Raw genomic sequence first — 25,137 nt, 5'->3', positions numbered from 1 at the left:
CCTATGATGCCGGAGATATCACTGAACATTCTGGATGTAGCAGAGAATTCTGTGCGTGCAGGAGCATCACTTATTGAAATCGGGGTTTTTGTACAGACAAAAGAGGATAAGCTGACAGTGGTCATAAAGGATAATGGCTGCGGGATGTCGGCTGAGCAGATAGAAAAAGTGCAGGATCCTTTTTACACGACCAGGACGACACGCAAGGTGGGATTGGGAGTGCCTTTTTTCAAACAGGCTGCAGAGAGTGCAGGGGGAAGCTTTTCCATGATGTCAGAGGAAGGGAAGGGAACAGCTGTCACAGCTGTTTTCCAGTTATCAAATATAGACAGGATGCCGCTCGGGGACATGAGCTCCACGATACATACGCTGGTTGTTTTCAACGAGGAGATCCGGTTCATCTATACTTACCGGTATGATGACAGGGAATTCGTGCTGGATACCCGGGAGATCCGGGAGATACTCGGCGAAGAGATCCCATTGAAGGACCCGGAGGTCTCCGGATTCATCAGGGAATTTCTGGAATCCAACAAAGCAGAGACGGACCAGGGAGCGGATATATAAGGAGGAAATATATGAAATCTCTTGAAGAATTACGTGCAATCAGAGAAAAAATGCAGGGCAAAGTAGGGATCCGCGGTGAGAGTGAGGATCAGATTCGTGTAGTAGTCGGAATGGCGACCTGCGGGATCGCAAGCGGGGCAAGGCCGGTTTTGACGGCACTTTCCGATGCTGTACAGGAACAGGGACTTACGAATATCAATGTGACACAGACAGGCTGTATCGGACTGTGCCAGTATGAACCGATCGTTGAGGTCATGGAACCGGGCAAGGAGAAGGTTACATATGTATGGATGACTCCTGAAAAAGCAATGGAAGTTCTGAGAATGCATCTGATAGACGGCCAGGTAGTCACAAAGTATACATTAGGTGCGGCCCAGAAGAACGCTGAAAAATAATAAAGGAGGCAGAAGATTATGTATCGTTCACACGTTTTGGTTTGCGGCGGAACAGGCTGTACTTCTTCCGGAAGCCAGAGAATTATAGAAAGACTTGAAAAAGAGATCAAAGCCCAGGGACTCGAGGAAGAGGTTGGAGTGGTAAAGACCGGATGCTTCGGTCTGTGTGCGCTGGGACCGATTATGATCGTATATCCGGAGGGTTCCTTCTATTCTATGGTGCAGGAGGATGATATTCCGGAGATCGTATCCGAACATCTGTTAAAAGGAAGAGTGGTAAAACGCCTTCTCTATGATGAGACAACAAAATCAGAGAAGATCCTGCCGCTCAATGAGACCAATTTCTATAAGAAGCAGAAGAGAGTTGCATTACGCAACTGTGGTGTCATCAATCCGGAGAATATCGAAGAATACATAGGTACAGGCGGTTACGAAGCTCTGGGGATCGTTTTGACACAGAAGAAACCGGAAGACGTAATCCAGATATTGTTGGACAGCGGTTTGAGAGGACGCGGTGGTGCCGGTTTCCCGACAGGTCTCAAATGGAAATTTGCAGCGGCTAATGAAGCGGATCAGAAGTATGTCTGCTGTAATGCTGACGAGGGTGATCCGGGCGCATTCATGGACCGTTCCGTACTGGAAGGTGACCCGCACGTTGTGCTGGAGGCCATGACGATCGCAGGTTATGCCATCGGTGCTTCCCAGGGATACATTTATGTGCGTGCAGAATATCCGATCGCTGTAAAGCGGCTGGAGATCGCCATCGGACAGGCAAGAGAATACGGCCTTCTGGGGAAAGATATCTTTGGCAGCGGATTTGATTTTGATATTGAACTGAGACTGGGGGCAGGTGCATTTGTCTGCGGCGAAGAGACCGCTTTAATGACCTCTATTGAAGGCAACAGAGGAGAGCCAAGACCCCGTCCGCCATTCCCGGCGCTCAAAGGTCTGTTCCAGAAGCCAACCATCCTGAATAACGTTGAGACTTATGCGAATATTCCTCAGATCATTGTGAACGGGCCCGAGTGGTTCGCATCCATGGGTACGGAAAAGTCAAAAGGAACAAAAGTATTTGCCTTAGGCGGCAAGATCAACAACACGGGTCTTGTTGAGATCCCGATGGGAACCACACTGCGCGAGATCGTAGAGGAGATCGGCGGCGGTGTGCCCAACGGAAAGAAATTTAAGGCAGCCCAGACAGGCGGTCCGTCCGGCGGATGTATTCCGGCAGAGCATTTTGATGTGCCGATCGACTATGACAACCTGATCGCTATCGGTTCCATGATGGGCTCCGGCGGTTTGATCGTTATGGATGAAGATAACTGTATGGTAGATATCGCCAAGTTTTTCCTGGAGTTTACCGTAGATGAGTCCTGCGGCAAGTGTACACCGTGCCGGATCGGTACCAGGCGTATGCTGGAGATCCTGGATAAGATCACAAAGGGACAGGGCACTATGGAAGACCTGGATAAACTGGAAGAATTATGTAATCATTTAAAGACGAATTCACTCTGTGCGCTGGGACAGACAGCACCAAACCCAGTGATTTCTACTCTCAAGTACTTTAGAGATGAATACATTGCACATATCGTTGATAAGAGATGTCCGGCAGGCGTATGTAAGTCCCTGCTCCAGTACAAGATCGATGCCGATAAGTGTAAAGGATGTACCTTATGTGCAAGGACCTGTCCGGCAGGTGCGATCATCGGCAGCGTAAAAGAGCCGCATATGATCAACCCGGAGAAGTGCGTGAAGTGCGGCGCCTGCATGGAAAAATGCCGTTTCGGTGCAATCTACAAAGAGTAATGGAGGATAGAAGAATATGGAGAATGTGAATATTAAAATCAATGGCTTAGATGTCTGCGCACCGGCAGGTTCTACTATCCTTGAGGCGGCACGGGGGGCTGGGATCAAGATCCCTACGCTGTGCTACTTAAAGGAGATCAATGAGATCGGTGCCTGCCGTATGTGTATCGTAGAAGTAAAGGGTGCAAGGAATTTAGTGGCTGCCTGTGTTCATCCGATCAATGAGGGAATGGAGGTATTGACGAATACGCCGCAGCTGATCGAATCCAGAAAGCGTACCCTTAAGCTGATCCTTTCCAACCACGAGAAGAAGTGCCTTTCCTGTGTAAGAAGCGGCAAATGCGAGCTGCAGGAGCTCTGCCAGGAGCTGGGCGTGGAGGATGAGGATTATTTCGCAGGGGAGACCCCTCATTTTGAACTGGATGACAGCGCACCGCATATGATCCGCGACAATAATAAGTGTATCCTGTGCCGCCGCTGTTCCGCAGTCTGTGAAAAGGTACAGTCCGTAGGTGTGATCGGCCCGAATTACCGTGGGTTTGCATCCTTTATCGGCTCTGCCTTTGAGATGGGACTGGGAGACACAAGCTGTGTATCCTGCGGACAGTGTATCACTGCATGTCCGACAGGTGCATTATATGAGAAGGACTTTGTAGACGATGTCCTGGCAGCGATCGCTGATCCGTCTAAGCATGTGGTCGTACAGCCGGCACCGTCTGTCAGGGCTGCTTTAGGCGAAGAATTCGGATATCCGATGGGTACAGATGTGGAAGGCAAGATGGCAGCCGCACTGAGAAGGATCGGATTCGACAAGGTGTTTGACACTGATTTCAGTGCCGATCTGACGATCATGGAAGAGGCGAATGAGTTCTTAGGCCGTGTGGTTAATGGCGGAGTACTTCCGATGATGACCTCCTGTTCTCCGGGATGGATCAAATACTGCGAACATTACTATCCGGATCTCGAACATCTGTCAAGCTGTAAGTCACCTCAGCAGATGTTCGGTGCGGTTACAAAGACTTACTATGCAGAGAAGATGGGACTTGATCCGAAGGATATCGTATGCGTCAGCGTGATGCCTTGTACCGCTAAGAAGTTCGAGATCGGGCGGGATGACCAGAACGCAGCGGGCGTACCGGATGTGGATATTTCTATTACGACCAGGGAGCTTGCACGTCTGATCCGCAAGGTGGGCATCGACTTTAGAAGCCTGCCGGAGGAAGGATTTGACGATCCGCTGGGTGAATCCACAGGAGCAGCCGTGATCTTCGGTGCGACTGGCGGTGTTATGGAGGCGGCTCTTCGTACCGCAGTGGAGAAACTGACAGGAGAAGAACTTGCAAGTGTGGAATTTACAGATGTCCGCGGTACAGACGGGATCAAGGAAGCAGTTTACCACGTTGCCGGCATGGATGTGAAGGTAGCGGTGGCTTCCGGATTATCGAATGCAAAGGTTCTGATGGATAAGGTGCGTGCAGGGGAAGCTGATTATCACTTCATCGAGATCATGTGCTGTCCGGGTGGTTGCGTCAACGGAGGCGGACAGCCGCAGGTACATGCCGATGTGCGTAATTTCCAGGATGTACGTGCAATCCGTGCAAAAGTATTGTATGATAATGATGCGGCAAAGACACTGCGCAAGTCACATGATAACCCATCGATCAAGAAGCTGTACGAGGAATATTTAGGAGAACCGGGCAGCGAAAAAGCACACCATATCTTACATACCAGTTATGTGAAACGCAGTATTAATTAGAGAATTAAATTATTGTTTAAACGGGCCGCCTGTTCATACTATGGAACAGGCGGTTACTTATAGAAGCATAAGAGCTGAGATGTGAAAGGACTGTGAGATGAAGAAAAAGAGTTTATGTTTTCTGCTGGCAGGAATCATGGTTTTCGGACTGTGCCTGTCAGGATGCAGCGGACAGGTGAGGAAAGATCCAAAGGAAGCAGTGAAGAAAACAGTGCTGAATTCTTTGAAGGTAAAGGCAGAAGATTTTTCGGGACTCCTGGAGGACGGGATCAAGGAAACGGACGAATTAAATGAATTTACACTTACTTTTCCGGAGGAGGCAGAGGAAGCCTATCTTTATTTTATGAGTGCGGCCTATTCAAAGGTGAAACCCGAGATCGCCTCTATAGATGAAAAGGAAGGAAGCTACACGGCGAGAGTCACATTTGACCCGCTGGATCTCCGGCTTTCGGCTGCGGATACAATAGATACCTATGTTGGAGCTCTTAAGAGCGCGGACCCGGCTGAGGCATTGGACGGACTTCTGACAGAAGTGAAAAAGGAACTTAAGAAGAAACCTGTATATGCAGAAAAACTCGTATATGATTTTAAGGTGGAAAAGGATGGAGATTCTTATAAAGTATCAGAGAAAGACATTAGAAAGGTGATGAAGAACGCTGTCACCGAGTATATGCTGCCCTATGAAACCATCAACGGGATTATGGATGAACGGACATACTTTCAGGCATATCTGGATGCCACATTAAAAGGCGAATTCACAGAATTCATGCGGTATACGGGAAGGACCCAGGAAGAGGCTCAGAAGTGGTATGAGGGGGATGGTGCCTTCGATCCGCCAAGCGATATGACTGAAGCATATAAAGGGCGTTTCACGGAAGCTTATAAGAATATTCTAAAGCAGAGCAAGTATACTGTTGGGATTCCTAAAAAGACATTAGACGAGTGGGATTATACGGTCGAGGTGAAAACGACACCGAATCTCGGTATCGTGAAGTCCTGGGAAGAGTTTCAGAGCAATACTTATCCCGATATTGATGCAGCCAGCGCGGCATATGTGCAATGTATGGAAAAATATGTGGCATCCCCGGTTTATGGTGAGGAGAAAGTGATGCAGGTAGATCTGAGTACAGAGTCATTCTTAAACAGTGATGGTACGTCAGACATCTATGTGCTCATAAACGAGATATGCCCGGTACCGGAATAAAGAGTTTGTTACAGTAAACAGCAGTGAAAGCACAGAAAATCTCGTAAAACAGGAGGAACATAAACGCATGAGAGTCATTGATTTTAAGGATGCAAAATGCCGCCATTGTTACAAGTGTGTACGTTATTGCATGGTGAAGGCAATATCGGTCCAGAATGAGCAGGCACATATTTTGAAGGACCACTGTATCAACTGTGGGCGCTGTATGGAGATCTGCCCTCAGAATGCCAAAACATTTGCCAGTGACATGGACCGCGTAAAGGCTTATCTTAAGCAGGGATTTAAGACGGTCATTTCCATTGCACCCTCGTATCTCGGCGTGTTGGAATTTGACCGTCCCGGGCAGGTAGTGGATGCCCTTTTAAAACTTGGGTTTGCAGAGGTCAGGGAGACAGCAGAAGGGGCGGCCATGGTGACTAATGAGTATAAAAGGATCATCAGAGAGAAGCAGATGCCCAATATCATCACCACCTGCTGTCCAAGCGTAAATGACCTGGTAGAGAAATATTACCCGGAGTGTGTGGAGCTGATGGCCCCTGTCGTTTCTCCGATGGTGGCCCATGGACGGTATATTAAGAAACTGTACGGGGAGGATATAAAGGTGGTATTCCTAGGCCCATGTATCGCTAAGAAGCAGGAGGCGATCGGGGATGAGAGAGTGTTTGGGGCAGTGGATGCGATCCTGACATTCGAGGAGCTTGCCATCTGGCTTGAGGAGGCCGGGATCAATATCCATGAGTGTGATGACCAGCCCATGGGCAATCCTGATCCTCAGGTGAACCGTTTGTATCCGATCAGCGGCGGAGTGATCCAGTCTGTCGTGGCGGAAGAGGAGGTGGATACATATCACAAGGTCTATGTGGATGGACTTGCCAACTGTATGGAGATGCTGGAGTGCCTAAAGCGCGGCGAACTGGATCACTGCTTTATCGAAGCCAATGTCTGTGAGGGAGGCTGTACAAAAGGCCCTGCATCGGCCCGCTGGAATACTTCTTATGTAAAGGCAAAAGTAAAGATCGAAAATGAGGTGTCCCATAAGGCAGCCAGGGATCTGCCGGATATGAGCGTAGAGGAACTGCATAAGAAGTTCATGGACAACCGTCTGTCCGATGCTGTCCCGACAGAGAAGGAGATACGGGAAATTTTAAAATCCACGGGAAAATATTCTGTGGAAGATGAACTGAACTGCGGCGCCTGCGGTTACGCGACCTGCAGGGATAAAGCAATCGCAGTCTACCAGAACAAAGCCGAGCTGTCTATGTGTATGCCATATGCACTGACCCAGGCGGAGTCTATGTCTAACGTGGTGATGGATGTGACCCCGAATATGATCTTTATCATTGACAGCACCTTAAGAATCCGGGAATGCAATAAAAAGGCACAGGATCTGCTGGGAGTCGGCAGGGAGGAAGCGGTGCAGAGATATATTTTTGAATTCATCGAGGCAGATGATATTGAGGAAACACTTCGGACGAAGGAGCCTGTGATCCACAAGAAGATCCAGCTGGAGCATGGCAGGATCAAGGCGGAGGAGACCATCGTATATATTGAAAATCTGGATTCCGTTCTCGTGACCTTCCAGGATATCACCAGAGAAGAAAAGATCAAGGAGCAGCACTATCATCTGAAGGTGGAGACCGTGGAGATGGCACAAAAGGTCATTGAAAAGCAGATGATGGTCGCACAGGAAATTGCGGGGCTTTTGGGTGAGACGACTGCGGAGACAAAGGTGACATTGACAAAGCTGCGTGATTCTATCCTCAATGAGGGGGAGGAATAAGAATGAGTGTAAGTATTGATGTGGCTTGGAAGAGCCTGAATAAGCACCATGAGGAATTATGCGGGGATAAGGTGGAGATCTTAAAGACAGAGGACTCTGATATCGTCATTCTTGCCGATGGGATGGGCAGTGGTGTGAAGGCCAATATATTGGCGACGCTGACCTCAAAGATCCTGGGCACGATGCTCCATGAAGGGGCAGAGATCGAGTCCTGTGTGGAGACCATCGCCAAGACCCTGCCCATCTGCCAGGTTCGTAAAGTAGCCTATGCAACTTTCAGCATCCTGCAGATATTCCATAATGGGGAGGCTTATCTGGTAGAATTTGACAATCCCGACTGTGTGTTTATCCGCGATAAGAAAATTATAAAATATCCTTACAAGGAGCGGATCATAGAAGGAAAGAAGATCCATGAATATCGTTTTCAGGTGCAGTTAAATGACTGCTTTGTATTGATGAGTGACGGCGTCATCTATGCCGGGGCCGGGGAGATCCTGAATCTTCAGGGCTGGACATGGGACAGCATGGCGGAGTATACGCTCCAATGTACGAAGAAGACGTTATCGGCATCCCGCCTTGCGGCGCTGTTAAGCCAGGCATGCGATGATCTGTACATCCAGAAGCCGGGAGACGATACGACTGTTGCAGTGACAAGGGTGATCGAACGCAGGGTTGTGAATATATTTACAGGGCCTCCGAAGAAAAAAGAGGACGATGAAAGACTGATGCATGAATTCATGCATATGGAGGGAAAGAAGATCGTTTCCGGCGGGACCAGTGCAAATATTGCAGCACGCGTACTGCACAAGAACATTGTGACCAAGGTTGACAGGAATCACCCTGATGTTCCGCCAATGGCAGTGATCGAGGGTCTGGACCTGGTGACAGAAGGGGTGCTTACGATCGGCAGATCACTGAAGCTTTTGAAAAGATATGTCAATGATGAATTTGACGTAGAGTTTTTTGATGAGCTGGATGCCAATAACGGTGCGTCAAAGCTTGCGAAGCTTTTGATCGAAGAATGTACAGAGCTGAATCTGTTTGTAGGCACAGCGGTGAATGCGGTGCATCAGGATTCCGAACTTGGGTTTGACTTGAGTGTCAGGATGAACCTGATAGACCAGCTGATCCATATCATGGAGCAAATGGGGAAAAAAGTAGATGTGAAGTACTATTGATAGAACAGCCGGGAGGTTTTCATGGGATACAGAAAGAAATGGAAATGGCTGAAGATCAGATATCTTTTGCTGGCAGTGCTGGTCTTTGTCCTATATGTGTTAGCGGGAATCGTGATATCTTATATCCGGCAGCCCAAGGTCAGCAGTGAATATCAGGAATCTTTTCGTCCCGGATCATGTTATTCGGATCAGGTCTCTACAGACAGAGCCTGTGTGATCGAGGATAATGTGGCGGCCCTAAAGGAGAGGCTTCGGATGATCGGTCAGGCCAGGGAGCGGATCATTCTGTCCACCTTTGATTTTCATGCGGATAAAAGCGGGAAGGATGTCATTGCGGCACTTCTGGATGCCGCTGAGAGGAATGTCAAGGTACAGATCCTGGTAGACGGATTCTCAGCATTGCAGCAGATGGACGGGGATGCCTGTTTTTACGCATTGTCTTCTATGGAAAATGTGGAGATCAAAATCTATAACCGGCTGAATCTTCTTATGCCCTGGAAAAGTATGGGGCGGCTCCATGATAAATATCTGATCGTGGATGATGACCTGTATTTGTTAGGCGGCCGGAATACCTATGATTATTTTCTGGGAGATAATGGATATAAGAATTATGACCGGGATGTACTTGTCTACAGTACCCGCCCGGAGAGTGAGGAGAGCTCGATCCACCAGCTGGAAGCATATTTTTGGTCAGTCTGGGATCTGGATGTCTGTAAGATATTTGGGAAAAAGCAGGGCTTGGCAGATAAAACAGATGTGGTTCAGGCGAAGGATGCTTTAAAGCAGCGCTTTAAGAAGCTTCAGAAGGAATATCCCATGATACAGGAAAAGGCGGATTATACCGGCATGACCTATGAGGTCAATAAGATTACCCTTTTAAGCAATCCGACCCATGTATATGCAAAAGAGCCGACGCTGTTTTATTCCCTTGCCGAGCTTATGAAGAATGCCCGGAAAGAGGTTGTCATCCATACCCCCTATATCATCTGCAATGACTGGATGTATGATTCTCTGAAAGAGGTCTGCGGGGAGAAGAAAAAGGTTTTGCTGATGACAAATTCTGTGGCAAATAACGGAAATCCGTTCGGAGCGTCGGATTATCAGAAAAATAAGGGAAAGCTTCTGGAAACCGGACTTGAGATCCATGAGTATGAGGGCGGTGTATCCTATCACGGGAAAAGTATTGTGATCGATGATGAGCTGGCAGTCGTAGGCTCCTTTAACATGGATATGAGAAGTGCCTATCTGGATACAGAGCTGATGCTTGTGATTGACAGCAGAGATGTGGCCCGTCAGTTAAGAGCTTACATGGAAAGCTATGAAGCAGATTCTGTGGAGGCACTGCCGGACGGAAGCTATCATGTTCCCGACGGGGTGGAAAGACAGACGATCAGTAAAAAGAGAGAATGGCGGGTGAAGCTGCTGACACTATTTAATTGGTTCCGATTCCTGATGTAGGGGGCGCCGGGGAAAACGACGGCCTGGCCTGGTTTTTCCCCGGCTGGTCCATCCAGGCAGCAGGATCAGTCTCAATTGAACAGCGCCCCTCTATTTCATCCGTATTAAGACAAAAGCTTGTTACTCGGATACCGCATAGGAGTTCGGGTAGGATTTTTCGCGCAGTGTGATCTCCACGGATCCAACAGCTTTGATCCTGCCGCCGAGAATTCCGTTGCATTCGTCATAACTGATTCTGCCCAGCAGTTCTTTGATTTCTTCTGGTTTGGTGATGGCGATCCCTTCTCCGAAATCGTAATCGATGATTTCTTTTCTGGCATAATTGTCGCTCTCAGAATTTTCAGTTGGATAGTAGGTCATAAACATGACATCCTTAGGGTCTATTTCTTCCCGAAGGGTATATCCATAGTCCTCAAGCAGAGTTAACGTATTTTTGTAAGATCGGTAGATATAAAATTGTCCGGTCTGGATCAGGTTTGGTCCACTGCTGTTTCCTGTTTGGACGATACTTGAATCCTCGGTGAACAGGATCAATTCTCCAAGCGGAGACTCATACTGCATGTCAGGAATGGACGCGGCCATAACGTCTTTTTCGTAAGCTGAAAGCAGCTCATTTTGCTGGCTGCGGTCCAGGGTAAGTGTAACAGGTTCGAAATAAATATCCTTCATACCGATCTGCATAACCTCATCCTTGTTAAAATGGAAGATCGGAAACATCATTTTTCGGTAGTCTTCGTCTTTGCAGAGCGAGGTGAGAGCCTGCAGGGCCTCATCCCGGCTGACGGCGTATTCCCGGTACACATTTTTCCCGCTGAGCAGCTGATAGCGCAGCGTGACATTGATGAAGCCGTAGCCGGAGTCATTCATGGTTACCTGTTCTGGCGTGATCCCCTGTTCCAGATTCTGAATACCTTCTTCTGCAAGCTTATACAGCGGAGCATAATCAGTGACAGCGAAGTCCTCTTCATCTAATTGATGATACACCGTAGGACGGGAGTATTCCGGGTAGGTAAAATATCCGGAAAGCAGATCCACGGACATGGATATACTTTTCAAATTGGCCTCTTTGGGCAGATAAGTATCATATCCCAAAACATCAAACTTCAGGATGCAGACGATCACGAGCACTACTCCCAGGGAAAGGGCGGTTGAAATCTTTCCGGCTAACAGTTTTGAAAGGTCCTGATGATAGATAAATTCAATGACCATGCACACCAGGATCACGGATATGATGCTGAATATAACGACCCAGTTTACATTTACCGACGAGTTGAAGAACTTGATCAGCAGTCCGATAAAAAGGGCGGTGGGAACCGCGATCATAAATTTGATAAATGGCGCTGTCCTTGGAAATGCAAGTGCATTTTCAGCGGCCTCTGACGGATAGCATCTGCACAGCACCAGTGATGCGGCTAGAAGAATCACGGCGGCAGTGATACCGATCATTACCCCGGATAAAGGATGCCCTGTGAGCGGACCGGTAAGGAGTTGGAAAAACAACGCTGCCGGAGAACAAAATTCCTGCACTTTCAAAAGAAAATCAGGCACATTGCCAGACCAGGCAGCGAAAAAGTATTGTCCCAGTCCGGTAAAAAGAGGAGGAATGATACTCCCGTAAACTATCATAACCAATGCTGCCAAAACACCTGTAATGATCCTTCCGGTTACAAACATGGCAAGGACCGCTGTGTGGTAGCAGATGAGAAAGCCGATGACACCTCTGAAAAGTGCGGCGGCACATAAGCCCAGAAAGCCGGCGGTGATGGTGATATTGGCTCCTGCGATCAGTATGGTGCAAAGACCGAATAACAGGTATGGCAGCAGGAAAATCAAAATTCCGCTTACATAGGAAATCGCGAACCACTGCATGCGGGTGACAGGCATACCGTGATAGAAATCCTGCTTTTCCCTGGAATGCAGATAGGCGAAGCCTGTTACTGCACAGAGGATGCCAATGACAGCGATCAAAGGCCCCAGGATCAGGAAATGCGATCCGTTGAGAAACCCGGGGATGGAATCGATCACCCAGTCCGTTAACATCTTCGTTCCCGGTGCATATGCCTCCTGCCGTTTGATGCCATCCAGGGTGACCAGGGTATGGATGGGCATCATAAAAAATAAGGCGGCTGCAGTCAGGGCGGCAAGCCATCCCCTGTGTTTGATGTTGGATTCTATAAACTTAAAGTAAGAGATTTTTGATGTCATATCCGGCTACCTCCGTTTCACAGATAAAAATTTCTTCTAGGGTTAAAGGCAGAACTTCCGCAAATATCGGATGCTTACGGTTCACATGCTCCAGGAGGGCGTCCTTTGTTCCGCGTGCCGTGAGAAAAAGCAGAGAGCCTGTCTTTTCATACTGCAGGATGTCAAGCTCTTTTAAGAGCTGCTGTTCCAGCGCTTCATCAGGAAGAACGCACTGGATCTTATGCACCTGATATTTGATCTGGTCGAGATCCTGGGTCAGCAGCAGCTTACCGTTGTGGAGAAGTCCGATGCTGTCACAGATATCTTCCAGTTCCCTCAAGTTATGAGAAGCGATGACCGGGGTAAAGTCGCGCTGTGTCAGCTCGGCGGCAAACAGAGCCTTGACAGCCTGCCTTACCATCGGATCGAGCCCGTCAAAGGTCTCGTCACACAACAGGTATCTGGTACCCGAACACAGGCCCAGGAGGATGGAGACCTGCTTTTTCATTCCCTTGGAAAAGGAGTGTATCTTCCTGGAAAAAGAAAGTCCCAGCTTTTCTGCCAGCGCATCAAACTGTTCTCTATCAAACTTCGGATAGATCAGCGCATAATAATCCCGCATAGATGCAATCGTGGCATTGGGAAAAAAATAAGGAGAGTCAGATAAAAAACAAAGATCCTGCTTTACTCCTCGATTCTCAAATACCGGCTGCCCGTCGATCAGGATAGAACCTCCATCCGGCTTTAGAACACCGGCGATCAGACGCATCAGCGTACTCTTTCCCGCCCCGTTGCTGCCCACCAGTCCAAAGACCAGATTGTCACGGATCGAAGCAGAAATATGGTCAACTGCGTGGACATCCAGAAATGTTTTGTCAATATCCTTTAATTCAATCATGTTCAGCCTCCTTATGATAAGATCGTCCGATGAAACTTTTGCATTCTTCTAAAGTAACCCCGATCTCTCTCCCATAATGGAGCAGCTCGTCGAGATCATGGAAAAATGCCTCCTTTTTCTCCTCCGCCAGCTTTCTGGTGCCGGAAACAAAATTCCCCCGTCCCTTGACCGGATAAATATAGCCCTGCTGTTCCAGCTGGGCGTAAGCCTTCTGGATCGTATTTGGATTAATAGAAAGCTTAAGGGCCAGGGAGCGGACAGAAGGCATCTGGTCGTCGGGCTTGAGTACCCCTTTCAGAATGAGCAGCTGGAAGCGCTCCACGATCTGCTCATAAAGGGGCACCCTGCTTTGATAATCAATTGTAATCATGCCGAACCTCCTGTTCTATGGGTGTAATAAGTGTACTATTTCAACTAATACACTAACCATACCACGAAAATAAAGAAGAGTCAAGAAACTTTCTGTAGATGGATAGAGGGGGCGCCCCGCTGTCACAACCTAAGTCCGTTCCCCATAAATTTTTCTCTTGTGGGATTTGTATTTTAGTGCTATGATGGACAACAGTGATAATGAACACTAAAATTTAACAAGGAAAGGAAACGAGAAACGTGACCTATAAAGAAGCAAGGGTATATTTGGACGAGGTGTCGAAATACGGAAGTGTACTTGGCTTGGATACGATTCGAGGTCTGTTGCGTGAGCTTGGCAATCCCCAGGATGATCTTAAGTTCATACATATCGCAGGAACGAATGGAAAGGGATCTGTGCTTGCATACACTTCAACAATTTTAAGTGAGGCAGGATACAGGACGGGGAGATATGTATCACCAACAGTGGTTTCCTATTTGGAGCGGATTCAGGTAGACGGAGAGTGGATACCAAAGGAGGAGTTCGCAGGATTAGTGGAAGAGGTTATGAAAGCTATTGCACGTATGGAAACTTTAGGTGAGGCAAGCCCCACAGTTTTTGAAGTTGAGACGGCAATAGCTTTTTTGTATTTTAAGAAAATGAACTGTGATATAGTAGTTCTAGAAACGGGCCTGGGCGGCACGCTGGATGCCACAAATATCGTGGAAAACACCGTTGCTGCTGTATTTACCTCGATCAGCCGGGACCACATGGGATTTTTGGGAGACACATTGGAGGAGATCGCCGGAAATAAGGCAGGGATCATCAAACCGGGATGCATTGCTGTAACGGCAGAGCAGAAGCCGAAGGTGCTGCAGGTTCTCAAGGATCAGGCAGAGTCATGCTCCTGCAAAGTGTACACGGCAGATTCTAGAGAGGCAGAGGTGATAAAAGAAAGCTGGTCTGGACAGGTATTTTCCTATAGAAACTGGACGAATATAGAGCTTGCACTGGCCGGAAGATATCAGATCATCAATGCAGTTACGGTGCTGCGTTTGATAGAGGGACTGAGGGAGCAAGGCTTTCAGATCTCCGAAACGGCTGTCAGGGCTGGTTTTGCGAAGGCGGCCTGGCCGGGGAGGTTCACCTGTATCGGAAGAAAACCGCTGTTTATCATAGACGGGGCGCATAATGAGGAGGCGGCCCTGAGGCTTAAGGAGACGGTGGAGCAGTATTTTGCAGAGAAAAGACTTACGTTTATCATGGGAGTCTTTAAAGATAAAGAGTATGATAAGATCGCAAAGCTCATGGCACCTTTGGCGAAGAAGATCTATACCGTCGATCTGCCGGATGAGGGCCGAACGTTAAAAGCCGGGGAACTGAAAACAGCAGTAAAACCTTATTGTGCCGATGTAATGGCTGTCTCTGACATCCATACGGCAGTGCGCAGGGCTTATGAATCGACAGAAGAGGATGAGGTGATACTGGCCTTTGGGTCACTGTCCTATCTTGGACAGGTCATGGAATCTGTGCAGCAGATCGGGCAGCAGACAGTAGAATAATAGTGAGGTAAGAAATCATGATAGATCAGGAGAAAATAAAAGAGGCAGTGAAGCTTTTGCTGGAAGGACTTGGAGAAGACACTAGCCGTGAGGGGCTGATTGATACACCCGACCGGATCGCCAGAATGTATGGTGAACTATATGGAGGGATGTATGAGGATGCGGCAGAGCATTTAAAGAAGACATTTCATGTGGATGATAACGAGATGGTGATCGAGAAGGATATCACCTTTTACTCTACCTGCGAACATCATCTCCTCCCCTTTTATGGAAAGGCACATATCGCCTATATTCCAGATGGAAAGGTGGTGGGCTTAAGCAAGCTTGCAAGAACGGTGGAGGTGTTTGCCAGAAGGCTTCAGCTGCAGGAACAGCTGACGGGTCAGATCGCGGATGCTCTGATGGAGAACTTAAAGCCAAAGGGAGTCCTTGTGATGATCGAGGCAGAGCACATGTGTATGACGATGCGCGGCATTAAAAAGCCGGGAAGCCAGACAGTCACAGTTGTGAAGCGGGGAGTATTTCTGGAGGATCAGGAGCTGACGAATCAGTTTTTCCAGATGCTGCGGTAAGAAAGGGGCAGATCTATGGAGGCAGTAGAAAAGATCAGGAAACATCCGCTCTACATAGCATGCTATGAGAGAGTGGAGGAAGCAGAGCAGGATCGGATCTTCTGTAGGCACCAGATGCCTCATTTTCTGGATACAGCAAGGATTGCCTATATCCGGAATCTGGAGGAAGATCTGGGACTGAAAAAGGAGCTGATCTATGCCGCTGCTCTATTGCATGACCTGGGGAAGTACCACCAGTATGCGGACAAGACCCCCCACGAGGAAGCAGGGGCAGAGATCGCCGTTGAGATATTACAGGATATTGATGATTTTACAGAAAAGGAAAAGCAGGATATCGTACAGGCGGTCAGGGAACACAGACGGATGAAAGATGAGATGTCTGTTCTTGGCAGACTCCTTTGTGAAAGCGACAAATTATCCAGAGCATGCTATATATGTCCCGCAGAGCCTGACTGTAATTGGAGTCCGGCTAAAAAGAATCTGGAGATAGACTGGTAAAGGGACAAAGGCGGCACAGGAAAGAAACACTAAGAAGAATAGAGAGAAGCAGAATAAAAAGAAGCAGGTTAAGACAAGAAAGGTTTGACAGAGATATGAAGATAGGCAGAAGAGAGTTTGATACAGAACATCATACATATATAATGGGAATCCTGAATGTGACGCCGGATTCATTTTCGGACGGCGGTAAATACAATCAGCTTGATGCAGCGCTTAAACATGCAGAAGAAATGGCAGCAGATGGTGCAGATATCCTGGATGTGGGAGGGGAGTCTACCCGCCCGGGACATGAACAGATCTCGGTTCAGGAAGAGATCGAACGGGTAGTACCAGTGATTGAAAAGCTGTCTGCCCGGTTTGACATTCCTGTTTCCATCGATACTTATAAGAGCCAGGTGGCCAGTGCAGCATTGGAGGCCGGGGCGGTCTTAGTCAATGACATCTGGGGACTTAAATATGATGAGCGGATGGCAGATGTGATCGCAAAGAGCGGTGCGGCATGCTGTCTGATGCATAACAGGGAAAAACCGGAATATGTGAATTTCCTGCCGGATGTCCTTGTGGATCTGCAGAAAAGCATAAATATCGCAGAAAAGGCGGGGATCGCTAAGGAAAAGATCATCCTGGACCCGGGGGTGGGATTCGGTAAGACCTATGAGATGAATCTGGAGATCATAAAGCAGCTCAATCGTCTGAAATTTCTCGAATACCCAATCCTGCTTGGCACCTCCAGAAAATCAGTGATCGGACTGACACTGGGCCTTGGGGAGGATGAGAGAGAAGAAGGGACTCTGGTGACGACGGTGATGGGCATCTTAAGCGGCTGCGCTTTTGTGAGAGTACATGACGTAAAGGCAAATAAGCGTGCGATCCAGATGGCAGAAGCGATCTTGCGTGAGCATGAAGTGTAAGATCAGACATCAGATCGTGGGACAAAAATCATGAACAGAAGCAGGGAGGATGAAAATGGATCAGATCAAGATCGAGAATTTGGAAGTATTTGCAAAGCACGGTGTCTTCCCGGAGGAGAATGTGCTGGGGCAGAAATTTCTGGTTACTGCTGTATTATATACAGATACCAGATATGCAGGGAAAACAGATGATCTGACGGCTTCCATCCATTACGGGGAAGTCAGCCAGTTTATAGATAAGTATATGAAGGAGCACACCTATCAATTGATCGAGCGGGTGGCGGAGAGTCTGGCACAGGAGCTTCTGCTTCGTACAGTGAACCTCGAGAAGATCGAATTGGAAGTGAAGAAGCCATGGGCACCGGTGGGACTGCCTCTGGAGTCTGTTTCTGTAAAGATCGCAAGGCAGTGGCATACGGCATATATTGCTCTTGGCTCCAACATGGGGGATAAACAAAAGTATCTGGATGATGCCGTAAGGGCATTGGATGCATGCAGAGGCTGTAAAGTGGAAAAGACCTCCTCCTGGCTTGTGACCCCGCCTTATGGAGTGACAGAGCAGGATGATTTCCTGAACGGGTGTTTGAAATTAAGAACACTGTTAAGTCCGCAGGAATTGCTGGAGGTCCTCAATAGGATCGAGCAGGATGCCGGACGGGAGAGGATCATACACTGGGGCCCAAGGACTTTGGACATGGATATTATATTCTATGATGATCTGATCGTGGAGACAGATACACTCTGCATCCCGCATGTTGAGATGCATAAACGGGATTTCGTATTAAAGCCGCTGCATGAGATCGCACCATATAAGCATCACCCGGGGAATGGAAAAACGGTACGGGAGATGCTGGAAGAGGTATCACAGTCTTGAAAGGACTGAGGGGGCAATTGGTATACCTGTATCAGATGAAAATAGAAAAGCAATCAGAAAAAGCTAGATCTAAGGCAGCCCAAGATCTAGCTTTTTTTGTATTTGTATGAAACGCAGTACCGGTATGTCCCTTAGGCGTGATGCCTAAAGCAATTGTTCGAAGGTATCGTAAAAAGCAGGATAGGAGACATTCACACAGTGGCTGTCCAGAATATTAGTAGTCCCCTCTGCCACCAAAGCCGCAATGCTGAAAGCCATCGCGATCCTGTGATCTAAGAGTGTATGGATCGTGGCTCCATGAAGCGGCCGGCCCCCGTCAATGATCATGCCGTCAAAGGCAGGGGTGACGCGGCAGCCCATTGCGGCGAGGTTGTCTGTGACGGTCTCGATCCTGTCGGTTTCTTTGACTTTTAACTCGGATGCGTCCCGGATCACGGTGGTTCCCTCTGCCATGGCAGCCAAAACAGCGATAACCGGGATCTCATCGATCAGGGTCGGTATGATATCACCCTCGATCGTAATCCCATGAAGCCTGCTGGTGCGTACCAGAATATCGGCAATCCGTTCTCCGCCTTCGATGCGTTCATTCAAAAGCGTGATATCCCCGCCCATATCCTCACAGACCTTTAAGATTCCGGCACGTGTCGGATTGATCCCTGTGTTTTTGATCAGGATTTCTGAATCAGGCACGATCAGTCCTGCGGCAATGAAATAGGCAGCGGATGAAATATCACCCGGGACAGTGATCTTTTGGCCGTATAGCTCCTTACATGGACGGATCGAGGCAGTTGCCCTTGTAGAGGTCAGATCATGGGTAGTTCTTAAGTCCGCACCGAATTCCTGCAGCATCAGCTCTGTGTGGTTTCTGGATAAGCTTGGCTCTGTTACGGATGTCTCCCCGTCTGCATAGAGTCCGGCAAGCAGGATACAGGATTTCACCTGGGCAGATGCCACAGGGGATTCATAATGGATCCCGTGGAGCTCTCCTTTTGAGATATATAAGGGTGCGCAGCCATTGCGCAGAATGCTGGAAATATTGGCGCCCATCAGGGTCAGCGGTTCGATGATGCGCTTCATAGGACGTGAGTTCAGGGACTGGTCGCCGGATAATTTACAGTCAAAGGGCTGCCCTGCCAGTATCCCGGAGATCAGACGTGTCGTAGTTCCGCTGTTACCCACATCCAGAATGTCATCCGGGGCACTGAGACCGTGCAGTCCTCTGCCGTGCACCGTGATCCTATCCCCGTTCTGGTGGATATCGATCCCCATCCTGCGGAAACAGTTAATCGTAGCAAGACAGTCAGCACCCTCCAGAAAGTTGTGGATCTCCGTGGTTCCTTTCGCGATGGAGCCAAACATGACGCATCGGTGAGAAATCGATTTATCCCCCGGAATGGTTACTTCCCCTCTTAAACCTGTAATATTTGTTAATTCCATAAAATTGTATATCCTTTCTGTATCTTCATATAAACATCTCCATGACAGTGTATGGACAGCTTTTAGACTTCATAGACGACGTACCGGTATTTTTTCAATAATTCGGCCGCTCTGCCGGAGGAAGTCTCGTCATAGAACTCGATTCTCAGAACTCCTTCTTCAAATTCCCTGTTATGTACGATCCCGATATTCTTGATGCTGATCAGGTTACTGGCGAGGATCGTTGCGATGGTAGCGATACCGCCTGCCTCATCGATAATGTCGCAGTAAACGGCAAACCGCTTTTTGATCGGTCCTGCGGAGCTGTTCGGCATGGAATCCCGGTAATCCTTGGAATCCTCGAACATGGAGTAGAGCTGCTGTTCGGCCTCTTCGTCCACGGCATCTTTCGCCTTTTTTAAAGCTTCGATATAATCGCCCAGGATACGGGAAATATTTTTCTTATTCTTTAAACAGATCTGCTGCCACATGATCGGTGAAGACGAGGCAATGCGCGTGATGTCTTTAAATCCTCCGGCTGCCAGATTCTTCATCAGTTCATCCTTGGTATCCGTATCATGCACCAGATTTACCAGGCTGGATGCGATGATATGAGGCAGGTGGCTGATAGTTCCGGTGATATAATCATGTTCCTCATAATCCAGGATAATAGGAAGAGCTTTAAGCGCCTCCACGAATTGTCTGTATGCCGCCACCTTTTCCTGTGAGACAAGAGCCGAGGGGGTCAGGATATAGTAGGCATTTTCGATCAAAACAGGCTTGGAATTTACAAACCCGCTTTTCTCGGAGCCGGCCATGGGATGCCCGCCGATAAAATTCGCTTCCAGCCCCAGGCGGATCACCTCCTCGTGGATGGAGGTCTTCACACTTCCCACATCCGTCAGGATACATTCGGGTGAGAGGTATTCTTTTAATTGAGTCAGGTAAGCAGCATTATAAGCAATCGGAGCACAGAGAAAAATATAACTGCACCCTTTAAAATTTTCATCAATAGAAGAACAGGAGGTATGGATCGTTCCCTCCTGGACTGCAAGTGCCAGAGTTTCTCTGCTTTTATCAAAGGCCAGCAGCTCATAATCCGGAAAATACTGCCGGATCGCCTTGGCAATGGAACCTCCGATCAATCCCAGACCTATAAATCCAATTTTCAGAGCCATATTAATCGAGTCCTTTCTGGTATTGTTCAAGTAAAATCACATAAGACAGTTTAACATCTTAATGTGAAAAAGTAAACGATGAGTTAATGAGGGGCCTCAGGGGGGGGGATTCTTCTTAAAAATTTTGTTAAAAATCCATAAATGAGTTGTAATAAGAGTTTTTTTTTAGTACAATATACACATAACACGTGTGCGCCGGAAGTACAATATAAAGCATGCGCATAATAACGACACACAAGGAGGCAGCAGCATGAAGGTTTACAGAACAGACGAGATTAGAAACGTAGTATTATTAGGCCACGGCGGAAGTGGCAAGACGAGCCTGGCAGAGGCTATGTTGTATGTATCAGGGGCAACCAGCCGTATGGGTAAGATCTCTGATTCTAATACGGTTAGTGATTTCGATAAAGAAGAGCAGAAGCGCGGATTCTCTATCAGCACCACACTGATCCCGATCGAGTGGGAAAAGGCGAAGATCAATATTCTGGACACACCGGGATATTTTGATTTTGTGGGAGAGGTAGAAGAGGCGGTCAGCGCAGCTGATGCGGCCGTTATCGTTGTATCCGGTAAGGCCGGAGTACAGGTCGGTACAGAAAAGGCCTGGGAGTTATGTGATAAGTACAATCTCCCGCGTATGGTATATGTAACTGAGATGGACGTGGATGATGCCAGCTTCCGCCAGGTCGTGGCTGATCTGACAGACAGATACGGCAAGAAGATCGCACCTCATTTCCAGCCGATCCGTGAGAATGAGAAGTTAGTCGGATATATCAATGTGATCAAGAATGCAGCCAGAAGATACACCGGAATCGGTCAGAGAGAAGAGTGTGAGATCCCGGATTACTGCCTGCCGAACCTGGAGATTTTAAGAGATTCCCTTATGGAAGCTGTTGCTGAGACAAGTGATGAATTCATGGAGAGATATTTTGCAGGAGAGGAATTCTCTGTGGAAGAGATCCGTGCAGCGATGCGTACCGAGGTTATGGACGGAGATATCGTTCCGGTGGCGATGGGCTCTAATATCCAGGCACAGGGCGTTGCCAATCTGCTTTCCGATATCGTAAGATTCTTCCCAAGTCCTGACAGAAGATCCTGCGCAGGCTTGAACCGCAGGACGAATGAGATCTTTGAGGCGAATTATGAATTCTCAAAGGCAAAGAGCGCCTATGTATTTAAGACAATGGTCGACCCGTTCATCGGTAAGTATTCCTTCGTGAAGGTGTGCTCCGGTGTGTTAAAGGGGGATGATGTCTTATTTAACGCAGATACAGACTCAGAAGAGAAGCCGGGCAAGATCTATACGATGTGCGGCAACAAGCCGTCAGAGGTGAGCGAATTATTTGCCGGTGATATCGGTGCGATCGCGAAGCTGTCCAATACACGGACCGGTGATACCCTTTCCACAAAGGCAACTCCGGTATCCTTTGCTAAGACAGAGTATTCCGTACCGTATACATATATGAAATATTCGGTGAAGACAAAAGGGGATGACGACAAGGTTTCCCAGGCACTCGCTAAGATGATGGCAGAGGATGTCACTTTAAAGGCTGTGAACGACAGTGAGAACCGTCAGTCTTTACTTTATGGTATGGGGGACCAGCATCTGGAGATTACAGTAAGCAAGCTTGCAGCCAGATATAAAGTAGATGTTGTATTAGAGATGCCAAAAGTTGCCTTCCGCGAGACGATCCGCAAGAAATCAGACGTGGATACCAAGTATAAGAAACAGTCAGGCGGACACGGACAGTATGGTCATGTTAAGATGAGATTTGAGCCGTCCGGTGATCTGGAGACTCCTTATGTATTTGAGGAAGTTGTAGTTGGCGGGGCAGTACCGAAGAATTACTTCCCGGCAGTTGAAAAGGGATTACAGGATTCTGTCTTAAAGGGACCTCTTGCCGGATATCCGGTCGTAGGTGTGAAGGCAGTCCTTTATGACGGATCTTACCATCCGGTAGATTCCTCTGAGATGGCATTCAAGACCGCAACGATCCAGGCATTTAAGAAGGGCTTTATGGAAGCAGGCCCGGTTCTTTTGGAGCCGATCGCTTCTCTTAAGGTAACAGTGCCGGATGAGTACACCGGTGATGTCATGGGCGATCTGAATAAGAGGCGCGGACGTGTTCTTGGAATGAACCCGACTGCAGGCGGCAAGCAGGTGATCGAGGCTGATATCCCGATGACAGGATTATTTGGATACTGCACAGTATTACGTTCCATGACCGGAGGCCGCGGCACATATGCTTATGCGTTTGCAAGATACGAGCAGGCTCCATCTGATGTGCAGGAGAAAGAGATCGCCGCAAGAGCAGCGGAAGATTAGTTACAGTTTACAAACGCTATCTGCAAAATGCATCTTCGATGCTGACTCTGAACCATAACAGATGAGTGAACCGTAAAGAATAAAAGAATAATCTTGTATTTTAAATAATATGGGTGTACAATAGTGCACGTAAACTGAATAGCGGGGAGCTTGTATGACAGGCTGAGAGGAAGGTATGACCTTCGACCCATAACCTGATTTGGATAATGCCAACGTAGGGAAACGGAGAATACATGAATTTTAGTGGGAAGTTACTACAAAGGTAACTTCCCATTTTTTTATGTCATAGGGAACCTGATACTCTATATCATAAAAAGCCTTCCCGGCGGGACATGCACTCAGGTAATTTTAATCTAGGAGGAGCTGTAAATGAGACAGACACAATTGGAAATGAACAAAAGGGTTCAGAGCAGAACAAGGAAAATGGTACTGGCGGCAATGTTCGCCTGTCTGGCGTTTGTACTGAATACATTCGTCTACTTTCCGGCAATGGCTCCATTCCAGCACTTTGTAGATGTGCTGGCAGCGGTATTTCTGGGGCCCTGGTATGCCTGCGGGGCCGCTTTTCTGTGCGGCGTCATGCGTATGCTTTCCGGGCGTACGATCCAGGCGGTGGCCGGAGCAGTATTCGGTCCGGTCTTAGGAGGACTTCTATACCGCAGGACGAACAGCTTTATCATGGCGTTTATAGGAGAGGTAGTCGGTACGGGACTGGTTGGAGCAATGGTTTCTTATCCACTGATGAAACTGTTATATGGGCTGGATGCGCAGTCCCCATTCTACTACATTCCCTTTTACACGCCCTCGGCGGTCGTAGGTGCGGGTATGGGTGTTGCCGTATTGTTTACACTGCGGCGGACAAAGCTTCTGGAACGCATGAAAAATGAGCTGGACAGATAGCAGAAGAAGGACAGATGAGAAAGGATGAAATAAGATGGTTGATTTTGAAAAGGCACTGGAGCTTGTCAGGAACAGGATGCCCCTTGTCCAGTGCATTACGAATTTTGTGACGGTGAATGACTGTGCCAATATCATTCTGGCAGCAGGCGGCTCCCCTTCCATGGCACATGATATCCGGGAAGTGGAGGAAGCAGTTTTGGGTGCTCAGGCACTTGTCTGCAACATGGGGGCGATCGAGGACACTAAGGCCATGGTACTTGCGGGAAGAAGGGCAAATCAGCTGGAAGTTCCGGTGGTACTCGACCCGGTAGCAGCCGGAGGAACAAAGCTTCGGCGTGATGCGGCAGCACGTCTTCTTAAAGAGGTACATTTTTCTGTGATACGGGGAAATGCATCGGAGATCCGCAGTATTTCCGGGGAACAGGCAACCGGGAGCGGAGTCGACGTCAGCGTATCGGATGTGATTACAGAAGAGAATCTCAAGGAAAATGCAGACAGGATCAGACAGTTTGCCAAATGTATTGATACGGTGATTGCGGTATCGGGAAAGATAGACGTGGTTTCGGATGGAAAGAGGACCATGGTCATTAGAAACGGCTGCCCGGTCATGTCAAGGATCACAGGCAGCGGCTGTATGCTGACCTCACTGATCGGCGCCTTTTGCGGCGCAATGCCAAAGGAGCCATTTGAGGCGGCATGTACGGCCATAGCAGCGATGGGAGTCAGCGGTGAAATTGCAGAACGGCTTAGACTGAAAAAGAGGACAGGGAATGCAACGTTTCGCACAGATTTGATCGATGCAGTTTTTAATTTGACAGGAAAACAATTGATGGAGGGAATATGCTATGAAATTTACGAAGGATGAGATACGCAGATCCATGTTATTGTACGCAGTGACTGACAGGATGTGGCTGAAAGAGGGAGAAAGTCTGTATACCGTGTGTAAAAAAGTGCTGGAAAACGGGGCAACGTTTCTGCAGATACGGGAAAAAGATCTGGATGAAACGGACTTTCAAAAAGAGGCAGAGGAACTGCGCACCTTATGTGCCGGATATCATGTGCCATTCGTGGTCAATGACAGTGTAGAGATAGCGATCCGGTGCAACGCAGACGGGGTCCATGTGGGACAGTCTGATATCAAAGGCCGTGATATCCGCGCCATGATCGGTCCGGATAAAATCCTCGGCATCTCTGCGGGGACGGTAGAAGAGGCAGTCGCTGCTGAGAAAGCAGGGGCAAATTACATAGGCGTAGGAGCGGTTTTCGGAACCAGCACCAAGAAGGATGCCAGGAATCTGAATGGAAAAGCTGCGGGAAATCGTGGATTC

General features: G+C 48.2%; 22 protein-coding genes and 1 riboswitch. Of the genes, 17 read left to right on the top strand and 5 right to left on the bottom strand.

Features of this window, described 5'->3' with window-relative positions; genetic code table 11:
* The first annotated feature begins 3 nt into the window (after positions 1–3).
* From AC4OGX_RS08185 to AC4OGX_RS08150, 8 genes are all read left to right on the top strand, one after another.
* On the top strand, positions 4–564 hold the full coding sequence (locus AC4OGX_RS08185) for an ATP-binding protein (protein ID WP_493329704.1): 561 nt from the start codon (positions 4–6) through the stop codon (positions 562–564).
* A gap of 11 nt (positions 565–575) precedes the next feature.
* A complete protein-coding gene (locus AC4OGX_RS08180) occupies positions 576–959 on the top strand; it encodes a (2Fe-2S) ferredoxin domain-containing protein (protein WP_493329702.1) in 384 nt (127 codons plus the stop codon).
* 18 nt (positions 960–977) lie between these two features.
* A complete protein-coding gene (gene nuoF, locus AC4OGX_RS08175; protein WP_493329701.1) occupies positions 978–2,765 on the top strand; it encodes an NADH-quinone oxidoreductase subunit NuoF in 1,788 nt (595 codons plus the stop codon).
* 16 nt (positions 2,766–2,781) lie between these two features.
* The gene (locus AC4OGX_RS08170) at positions 2,782–4,521 is read left to right on the top strand and encodes an NADH-dependent [FeFe] hydrogenase, group A6 (protein WP_493329700.1); all 1,740 of its coding nucleotides are present in this window, start codon (positions 2,782–2,784) and stop codon (positions 4,519–4,521) included.
* A 97-nt stretch (positions 4,522–4,618) separates the two neighbouring features.
* Positions 4,619–5,725 carry a hypothetical protein gene (locus AC4OGX_RS08165; RefSeq protein WP_493329698.1) on the top strand — a complete coding sequence of 369 codons (1,107 nt, stop codon included), beginning with the start codon at positions 4,619–4,621 and terminating at the stop codon, positions 5,723–5,725.
* Positions 5,726–5,792: 67 nt separating this feature from the next.
* Entirely contained in the window at positions 5,793–7,505 is a 1,713-nt protein-coding gene (locus tag AC4OGX_RS08160; protein ID WP_493329697.1) for a [Fe-Fe] hydrogenase large subunit C-terminal domain-containing protein, read from the top strand.
* Between the two features lie 2 nt (positions 7,506–7,507).
* Positions 7,508–8,683 carry a SpoIIE family protein phosphatase gene (locus AC4OGX_RS08155; RefSeq protein WP_493329696.1) on the top strand — a complete coding sequence of 392 codons (1,176 nt, stop codon included), beginning with the start codon at positions 7,508–7,510 and terminating at the stop codon, positions 8,681–8,683.
* A gap of 21 nt (positions 8,684–8,704) precedes the next feature.
* Positions 8,705–10,141: a phospholipase D family protein gene (locus tag AC4OGX_RS08150; RefSeq protein ID WP_493329694.1), complete on the top strand. Its 1,437-nt coding sequence runs from the start codon at positions 8,705–8,707 to the stop codon at positions 10,139–10,141.
* A 120-nt stretch (positions 10,142–10,261) separates the two neighbouring features.
* On the opposite strand, the gene AC4OGX_RS08145 is transcribed toward AC4OGX_RS08150, so the two are convergent.
* Genes AC4OGX_RS08145 through AC4OGX_RS08135 form a run of 3 tightly spaced genes read right to left on the bottom strand, consistent with a single transcriptional unit; the run spans position 10,262 to position 13,593 of the window.
* Positions 10,262–12,346 (bottom strand): DUF6449 domain-containing protein, encoded by a 2,085-nt coding sequence (locus AC4OGX_RS08145; RefSeq protein WP_493329693.1) that lies wholly within the window; start codon positions 12,344–12,346, stop codon positions 10,262–10,264.
* Positions 12,321–13,223 (bottom strand): ABC transporter ATP-binding protein, encoded by a 903-nt coding sequence (locus tag AC4OGX_RS08140; protein WP_493329692.1) that lies wholly within the window; start codon positions 13,221–13,223, stop codon positions 12,321–12,323. Before AC4OGX_RS08140 ends, AC4OGX_RS08145 begins: the two co-directional genes overlap by 26 nt.
* Positions 13,216–13,593, bottom strand: coding sequence for a GntR family transcriptional regulator (locus tag AC4OGX_RS08135; RefSeq protein ID WP_493329691.1), 378 nt, complete (start codon positions 13,591–13,593; stop codon positions 13,216–13,218). The genes AC4OGX_RS08140 and AC4OGX_RS08135 overlap by 8 nt, the downstream gene beginning before the upstream one ends.
* A 239-nt stretch (positions 13,594–13,832) precedes the next feature.
* Between AC4OGX_RS08135 and AC4OGX_RS08130 the strand changes: the two genes are divergently transcribed.
* The 5 genes from AC4OGX_RS08130 (at position 13,833) to folK (ending at position 17,989) form a co-directional block, all read left to right on the top strand.
* Positions 13,833–15,134: a bifunctional folylpolyglutamate synthase/dihydrofolate synthase gene (locus AC4OGX_RS08130; RefSeq protein ID WP_493329689.1), complete on the top strand. Its 1,302-nt coding sequence runs from the start codon at positions 13,833–13,835 to the stop codon at positions 15,132–15,134.
* A 17-nt stretch (positions 15,135–15,151) separates the two neighbouring features.
* Positions 15,152–15,706, top strand: a complete 555-nt coding sequence (folE, locus tag AC4OGX_RS08125) for a GTP cyclohydrolase I FolE (protein ID WP_493329687.1) — start codon at positions 15,152–15,154, stop codon at positions 15,704–15,706.
* Between the two features lie 15 nt (positions 15,707–15,721).
* Positions 15,722–16,204, top strand: coding sequence for an HD domain-containing protein (locus tag AC4OGX_RS08120; RefSeq protein WP_493329686.1), 483 nt, complete (start codon positions 15,722–15,724; stop codon positions 16,202–16,204).
* Positions 16,205–16,299: 95 nt separating this feature from the next.
* Positions 16,300–17,115, top strand: coding sequence for a dihydropteroate synthase (folP, locus tag AC4OGX_RS08115; RefSeq protein WP_493329684.1), 816 nt, complete (start codon positions 16,300–16,302; stop codon positions 17,113–17,115).
* A gap of 55 nt (positions 17,116–17,170) precedes the next feature.
* On the top strand, positions 17,171–17,989 hold the full coding sequence (folK, locus tag AC4OGX_RS08110; RefSeq protein ID WP_493329683.1) for a 2-amino-4-hydroxy-6-hydroxymethyldihydropteridine diphosphokinase: 819 nt from the start codon (positions 17,171–17,173) through the stop codon (positions 17,987–17,989).
* A 144-nt stretch (positions 17,990–18,133) separates the two neighbouring features.
* On the opposite strand, the gene aroA is transcribed toward folK, so the two are convergent.
* The gene (gene aroA / locus AC4OGX_RS08105) at positions 18,134–19,426 is read right to left on the bottom strand and encodes a 3-phosphoshikimate 1-carboxyvinyltransferase (RefSeq protein ID WP_493329682.1); all 1,293 of its coding nucleotides are present in this window, start codon (positions 19,424–19,426) and stop codon (positions 18,134–18,136) included.
* Positions 19,427–19,488: 62 nt separating this feature from the next.
* Complete coding sequence (locus tag AC4OGX_RS08100; protein ID WP_493329681.1) at positions 19,489–20,583, bottom strand: prephenate dehydrogenase/arogenate dehydrogenase family protein; 1,095 nt, start codon at positions 20,581–20,583, stop codon at positions 19,489–19,491.
* A gap of 250 nt (positions 20,584–20,833) precedes the next feature.
* Here AC4OGX_RS08100 and AC4OGX_RS08095 point away from each other — a divergent pair, with 250 nt between their 5' ends.
* The 4 genes from AC4OGX_RS08095 to thiE all read left to right on the top strand — a co-directional run.
* Positions 20,834–22,909 carry an elongation factor G gene (locus AC4OGX_RS08095; RefSeq protein WP_493329680.1) on the top strand — a complete coding sequence of 692 codons (2,076 nt, stop codon included), beginning with the start codon at positions 20,834–20,836 and terminating at the stop codon, positions 22,907–22,909.
* A gap of 134 nt (positions 22,910–23,043) precedes the next feature.
* Positions 23,044–23,147: riboswitch (TPP riboswitch) on the top strand.
* 131 nt (positions 23,148–23,278) lie between these two features.
* Complete coding sequence (thiW, locus tag AC4OGX_RS08090; protein WP_493329679.1) at positions 23,279–23,809, top strand: energy coupling factor transporter S component ThiW; 531 nt, start codon at positions 23,279–23,281, stop codon at positions 23,807–23,809.
* 34 nt (positions 23,810–23,843) lie between these two features.
* Entirely contained in the window at positions 23,844–24,674 is an 831-nt protein-coding gene (gene thiM, locus AC4OGX_RS08085; RefSeq protein WP_493329678.1) for a hydroxyethylthiazole kinase, read from the top strand.
* Positions 24,655–25,137: thiamine phosphate synthase (thiE, locus tag AC4OGX_RS08080; protein ID WP_493329677.1), on the top strand; the 483-nt coding region annotated here is incomplete at its 3' end. The genes thiM and thiE, both read left to right, overlap by 20 nt.

It is taken from the genome of Faecalicatena sp. (assembly GCF_058819085.1).
Note: the sequence above shows the minus strand (reverse complement) of the source record. Positions and strands in the feature narration are given on the sequence as shown.

What these genes read in the sequence shown, in the direction of transcription:
- AC4OGX_RS08185 (WP_493329704.1), top strand. Translation starts at nt 4, where the DNA reads ATGATGCCGGAGATATCACTGAACATTCTGGATGTAGCAGAGAATTCT.
- AC4OGX_RS08180 (WP_493329702.1), top strand. Translation starts at nt 576, where the DNA reads ATGAAATCTCTTGAAGAATTACGTGCAATCAGAGAAAAAATGCAGGGC.
- nuoF (WP_493329701.1), top strand. Translation starts at nt 978, where the DNA reads ATGTATCGTTCACACGTTTTGGTTTGCGGCGGAACAGGCTGTACTTCT.
- AC4OGX_RS08170 (WP_493329700.1), top strand. Translation starts at nt 2,782, where the DNA reads ATGGAGAATGTGAATATTAAAATCAATGGCTTAGATGTCTGCGCACCG.
- AC4OGX_RS08165 (WP_493329698.1), top strand. Translation starts at nt 4,619, where the DNA reads ATGAAGAAAAAGAGTTTATGTTTTCTGCTGGCAGGAATCATGGTTTTC.
- AC4OGX_RS08160 (WP_493329697.1), top strand. Translation starts at nt 5,793, where the DNA reads ATGAGAGTCATTGATTTTAAGGATGCAAAATGCCGCCATTGTTACAAG.
- AC4OGX_RS08155 (WP_493329696.1), top strand. Translation starts at nt 7,508, where the DNA reads ATGAGTGTAAGTATTGATGTGGCTTGGAAGAGCCTGAATAAGCACCAT.
- AC4OGX_RS08150 (WP_493329694.1), top strand. Translation starts at nt 8,705, where the DNA reads ATGGGATACAGAAAGAAATGGAAATGGCTGAAGATCAGATATCTTTTG.
- AC4OGX_RS08145 (WP_493329693.1), bottom strand. Translation starts at nt 12,346, where the DNA reads ATGACATCAAAAATCTCTTACTTTAAGTTTATAGAATCCAACATCAAA.
- AC4OGX_RS08140 (WP_493329692.1), bottom strand. Translation starts at nt 13,223, where the DNA reads ATGATTGAATTAAAGGATATTGACAAAACATTTCTGGATGTCCACGCA.
- AC4OGX_RS08135 (WP_493329691.1), bottom strand. Translation starts at nt 13,593, where the DNA reads ATGATTACAATTGATTATCAAAGCAGGGTGCCCCTTTATGAGCAGATC.
- folE (WP_493329687.1), top strand. Translation starts at nt 15,152, where the DNA reads ATGATAGATCAGGAGAAAATAAAAGAGGCAGTGAAGCTTTTGCTGGAA.
- AC4OGX_RS08120 (WP_493329686.1), top strand. Translation starts at nt 15,722, where the DNA reads ATGGAGGCAGTAGAAAAGATCAGGAAACATCCGCTCTACATAGCATGC.
- folP (WP_493329684.1), top strand. Translation starts at nt 16,300, where the DNA reads ATGAAGATAGGCAGAAGAGAGTTTGATACAGAACATCATACATATATA.
- folK (WP_493329683.1), top strand. Translation starts at nt 17,171, where the DNA reads ATGGATCAGATCAAGATCGAGAATTTGGAAGTATTTGCAAAGCACGGT.
- aroA (WP_493329682.1), bottom strand. Translation starts at nt 19,426, where the DNA reads ATGGAATTAACAAATATTACAGGTTTAAGAGGGGAAGTAACCATTCCG.
- AC4OGX_RS08100 (WP_493329681.1), bottom strand. Translation starts at nt 20,583, where the DNA reads ATGGCTCTGAAAATTGGATTTATAGGTCTGGGATTGATCGGAGGTTCC.
- AC4OGX_RS08095 (WP_493329680.1), top strand. Translation starts at nt 20,834, where the DNA reads ATGAAGGTTTACAGAACAGACGAGATTAGAAACGTAGTATTATTAGGC.
- thiW (WP_493329679.1), top strand. Translation starts at nt 23,279, where the DNA reads ATGAGACAGACACAATTGGAAATGAACAAAAGGGTTCAGAGCAGAACA.
- thiM (WP_493329678.1), top strand. Translation starts at nt 23,844, where the DNA reads ATGGTTGATTTTGAAAAGGCACTGGAGCTTGTCAGGAACAGGATGCCC.